Origin of the sequence: Moorena sp. SIO4A5 (assembly GCF_010672005.1) — a bacterium.
In the GTDB taxonomy this organism is placed as follows: domain Bacteria; phylum Cyanobacteriota; class Cyanobacteriia; order Cyanobacteriales; family Coleofasciculaceae; genus Moorena.
In genome coordinates, this window is record NZ_JAAHHZ010000010.1 from 142,930 (window position 1) to 147,827 (window position 4,898).

Here is a 4,898-nt window from a genome sequence, read left to right on the forward strand (position 1 = left end):
TTATCGTTAGTGCTGCTATCGATTTCAGCAGCAATTGGTGCTATCAAAGATTGCTGGTAATTAGGGCTAGTGGGATGAGCACTTATCTTGTTGCTACTGCTCTCGGTATAGTTAGGAGTAATCTCTGGTGATAGCAAAGATTGCTGATAATTATCCCTAGTTGGATTATCACTTATTTTATTGTCAGTGCTGCTATCGGTATAGTTAAGATTAATCCCTGATGATAGCAAGGATTCGGAGTAGTTAGGGCTAGTGAGATGATTACTTATCTGGTTAGTTATCTTATTTATCGGTTGCTCATCCTCAGCCAAAGGTATTTCCCTTAGCTGGTCTTGCTGTTGAGGATAGGATGCTTCTAAATTAGCTTGCCCCTCTGGCAGACTCTGTTCAACTAACTCTGCCGATGACTCCAACAGTGAAACTTCCCTATTGCCTATTGCCTGTTCCCCTTCTCTGTTCCCTGTTGCCTGTTCCCTTAGTGATTCAGATTCCTGTTCCCAAACTGAAGAATAGTCAGCAGCCATCATTAAATTGTTAGCATTGTTGGCAAACACCGAAGCAATCATCGGTTGCACCACTGGAGTTAACCCTAAAGTACGCCTAGCCAGGCCAGTAAGAAAGTCAGCCATTAGTCAATCAATTCCAAATAAAACTGTCGTCGTACTGTACTCATAGATAGGATATCTGCCTCTCGCCACCCATAGAAACGAGCCAGTCGATGCACCTGTCTGAGTAAGCGCTTGGCCTGAGCACTAAGTTCGATCCAGAAAAAGGAAACGATATCAAACAAAACCTGCCAGCCGTGACCACAAGCAGGACAATTGAGGTTTAACAACATTTCCCCCTGGGGGTCACATTCAGCTATTTGCTCTGCCAGTTGAGTCACTACTGACCTAGGCAAATCCTCATAGGCAACCCTCATCCCATCATAGCTAGCCTCTAGCAAACAGCGCTTTCCCAGAAATTTCGAGGCAGTAGTCTCATCGGTATAGTTTACAATCGTTGCTAAATCCCAACTGTTGGGCAAACGAAATTGTAACCTATACCCATTCACTGTAGTTTGATACTCTTGCTGCTTTGATTCAAAAGGGTCAACCAAGCGCATATCTCCTACATTCATCGTGAATTCCAGACGCTCACGACAATTGGGACATTCGGCAAAACTATTGAGTTTCGGTCCAAAGGTAATTTCCCTTAAACTCAACAGATATCCATCCCGTTGTCCAATACTAAGGGAAGCTAGCTCAACCGCCGACTTGTCGGGAAAAGCAAATCTTAGCAAGGTCAGCGCCCGGTCTAGAGGATGCTGAACTTGTCCAATTTCCCAACATTTTATAATCTTATCAGCGGATAGCGATCGCATAGAATTAAGAATTAAGAATTTAGAATTAAGAATTTAGAATTTAGAATTTAGAATTTAGTGCGTAGGGTGCGTTAGGGGCGGGCTCGCCCTGATGTTTAACCCCGAGGGCCAGTATTGGGATAGCCCGCACCGTAACGCACCACCAAGTTGAATTAAGAATTAAGAATTAAGAATTAAGAATTAAGAATTAAGAATTAAGAATTTTTGATAGTGACAGTGACGTAGTTTATAGTTACTATTATAGTACAGCATAGCGGAAATCAATATACCATTCAAAACGAGCAAAACTGTTATATATTAAACATGTAATAATTTTGAACTTTGAATTTTGAATTTTGAATTCCGCACAGCAGTACTAGTTAAATAAAAAAAACGCCAAAGGCGAACAATCAGCTAACCTTTAAGATTAGCTAGGTTCAGTGAAAGTAGGCTCTTCTGGCTCAGTCACTTCATAGTCACGTTCCCAACCCTCATTTTGCAGGGTAATGTTTTGAATGGCTACGGCATTGTCGTTAGCATCTAGGTCAGGCAGTGCCTCATATTCTGAGACCCAGCAACGATAAACTTTGTATGCGATCGCTACTTGTCCTGCCTCATTCATCAATTCGATGATAATGTCTTTGCGAAAGTCCTTCAGAGAGACTTCAGCACCTAAGCCAGAGCCGTAGTTCCAAACCTTGTTGGCCCATTTCTCAAACTCTGGGTCGTGGGTAACACCACGTTCTAGGGTAATCGCTTCATAATTAGTTTGTCCTGGTGACATGCGTTGGCTACTGGGGTCACCACCCTCACGGTGTTGAATCACTTCAGTGCTGCGTCTGAGAGCACCTACTCTGCTGACACCAGCTACATATCTGCCATCCCACTTGACCCGGAATTTGAAGGTTTTATAGGGGTCAAAACGCTGGGCATTAACACTAAATTGAGCCATATTTCCTCCTAATTATGCTTATCCCAAATTGCTTTGATACTTGGTATTAACTGTCTTAAATCAATTAATTCCAGGGATGTCTTCGGAGATGTCCAGAGCAGAGCCTATAAATCTCCTGATCTCCCCGTCTTTTGATCACAATTTGGTATTAGGCACCACTTTGTCCAGCTAGCTGCTGGAACTTAATAATTACAAATTCCGCTGGTTTCAAGGGAGCAAAACCCACCATGATATTCACAATTCCCAGATTGATATCATCCTGGGTAGTAGTTTCCTTATCACATTTGACGAAATAGGCTTCCGCAGGGGACTTACCTTGGAAGGCTCCCTGACGAAATAGATTGTTCATAAACGCGCCTAGATTTAGTCGAATCTGAGACCAAAGGGGTTCATCGTTCGGTTCAAATACTACCCATTGGGTACCACGGTAAAGGCTTTCTTGTAGGTAAAGGGCTAGCCTGCGCACGGGGATATACTTCCACTCCGAAGCCAGACGGTCATCACCAACCCGTGTCCGTGAGCCCCAGATTACCCGACCTGCTGCTGGCATTGTGCGCAAACAGTTAATCCCAAGCTGGTTCAACTCACCATTTTCCGCATCAGTTAGGGAAACACTCAACTGTGGCACTCCCACTAGGGTTGCTTCCAAACCAGCCGGTGCTTTCCAAATCCCTCGGTCACCATCTGTACGAGAAAAGACCCCGGCCACGGTGCCACAGGGCACAAACTCTTCCACTTGATTATCTTTAAGGGGGTTCGCCTGTTTCAGACGTGGGAAGAAAATGGCGGCATTTTCACTGGTACTGCCTACCTCGGATTTAATCCCAGTTTTGGCTTTATCCTTATCAGTCCAAGTGCTAGGAGGATCAATCAACAGCATCGCCCGTCGTTTTTGACAATAAGCGATCGCTGCATCAATCAAGCTGGCATCCACATCATTAGTGCTGTTGTAGGGAGGGATGCAAAGCAAGCTAAACAGGTCTGCTTGTTCAAGGGCATACAATCCTGTTTTGTTGGCTTCAGTGCCTGAGCCAGTAAAGTTAGCCTCCGTCAGAGCCTGACCATCACTTGCTTTATCAGCATCAGCTACCCCAGTTGACCGCTGAGCACTCTCGAAGGGGTCCTTTTTCAATTCTGCTTCAGCAGTTGCTTGTGCCTGTTTCTCAGCATCAGTTGCCCCAGGGGCGCTTCCCGTGGCAATAGCTTGATTGAGGGCAGCATCACTATCATCCGGTCGTTCCGCTGGCAGAGCACCAGATACCCGCACCAACTTAGATTGGTTTTTCAGAACGTTATCCACTTGGCGAGCATGTCCAGGCATCACCGAAACGTTGCGGAATGTTTCAATCTCACCGGTGCTGGTATCCTGAACCGATAGATTGAACAATTTTTCGCTTATTGCCTGTGCGTCACTCACCGCCAAGTCATGGTCAATCCTGGCTCGTAAATTATTCCCCCAGGCACCTTCGGAGGCAGCTTCTAGGGTCAGAGTATTGGGAGCACTACCTAGGGTCAAAGTTGCTAGTGATTTGGCCGGGTCAGCATCTGGTTGGTAAAGGCGCACAATCACCGCTTGGCTACCGCCATTGAGGTAGAAATCCCGTACAGCGAAACCGAGGGTACTATCTACCCACAATCCACCAAACCTGCGCTCAAAATCTCCGTAGCTGTTAATTAGCACAGCTTCATCCACAGGTCCTCTAAGAGCACGACCTATGAACGCCGTAATCGAAGTCGCAATTCCAGTGATTGTCCGGACTCCACTGGGAATTTCTTCGATGTAAACACCTGGATAAGTCGGTGTAATCGGCATGGTAACTTTTTCCTCTGAGTAATTACATCTGCCAGCTAATGCCACCCTAGAGGCGGTAGGGCGACACTCCTTTTTAGCTAATTAATGGATAGTGTGTCAAACTCCCACAGAAACAAATTATGCGATCGCATTAGGGAGTAGGGAGTAGGGAGTAGGGAGTAGGGAGTAGGGAGTAGGGAGTAGGGAGTAGGGAGTAGGGAGTAGGGAAATCAGAAGACGAACAGGTAAATGCGATTGGCCGTTCGCGAAGCGTTGGGCTTTGCCCGAAAGGTCACGCTTCGCGATTGGCCGTAGGCCACGCTACGCGATCGCATTAGGGAGTAGGGAGTAGGGAGTAGGGAGTAGGGAGTAGGGAAATCAGAAGACGAACAGGTAAATGCGATTGACCGTAGGTCACGTTACGCGATCGCTTTTCCTAATTGAGTAATCAATCCCTAGTCAACTGTACTCCCAAAATGGCAAACTAGGTGAGTTAATCAAGTCTGACATCGTTCCAAGCTGGGTATCGTTGATCATATAGCCATTGGCAGCAGATGATGTAACAAGGAAAATTCGATAACCTTAACCTTAATTGGCAATAATCAATAGCTTAGGTTAAAAGCCAACTATTCTACTCCCGACTCCCGACTCCCGTTCCCCTCCTGGGAGGGGAACGGGGTGGGTTCCGACTCCCGACTCCCGACTCCCGACTCCCGACTCCCGACTCCCGACTCCCTACTCCCTACTTCCTACTCCCTACTCCCTACTCCCTATTCCCTATTCCCTACTCCCTACTCCCTGTTCTGTTTCCT

Annotated in this window: 4 protein-coding genes; all 4 read right to left on the minus strand. The window is 46.3% G+C overall.

The window, feature by feature from the left end; all coding sequences use genetic code 11:
* Window positions 1-629: hypothetical protein (locus F6K57_RS06990; RefSeq protein ID WP_293066053.1), on the minus strand; the 629-nt coding region annotated here is incomplete at its 3' end.
* Window positions 629-1,363, minus strand: a complete 735-nt coding sequence (locus tag F6K57_RS06995; protein ID WP_293066056.1) for a phage baseplate protein — start codon at window positions 1,361-1,363, stop codon at window positions 629-631. The genes F6K57_RS06995 and F6K57_RS06990, both read right to left, overlap by 1 nt.
* A gap of 406 nt (window positions 1,364-1,769) precedes the next feature.
* On the minus strand, window positions 1,770-2,294 hold the full coding sequence (locus F6K57_RS07000) for a phage tail protein (RefSeq protein ID WP_293021502.1): 525 nt from the start codon (window positions 2,292-2,294) through the stop codon (window positions 1,770-1,772).
* Window positions 2,295-2,442: 148 nt separating this feature from the next.
* Window positions 2,443-4,107, minus strand: coding sequence for a phage tail sheath C-terminal domain-containing protein (locus F6K57_RS07005; protein ID WP_293066059.1), 1,665 nt, complete (start codon window positions 4,105-4,107; stop codon window positions 2,443-2,445).
* Window positions 4,108-4,898 lie beyond the last annotated feature (791 nt).

What these genes read in the sequence shown, in the direction of transcription:
- F6K57_RS06995 (WP_293066056.1), bottom strand. Translation starts at nt 1,363, where the DNA reads ATGCGATCGCTATCCGCTGATAAGATTATAAAATGTTGGGAAATTGGA.
- F6K57_RS07000 (WP_293021502.1), bottom strand. Translation starts at nt 2,294, where the DNA reads ATGGCTCAATTTAGTGTTAATGCCCAGCGTTTTGACCCCTATAAAACC.
- F6K57_RS07005 (WP_293066059.1), bottom strand. Translation starts at nt 4,107, where the DNA reads ATGCCGATTACACCGACTTATCCAGGTGTTTACATCGAAGAAATTCCC.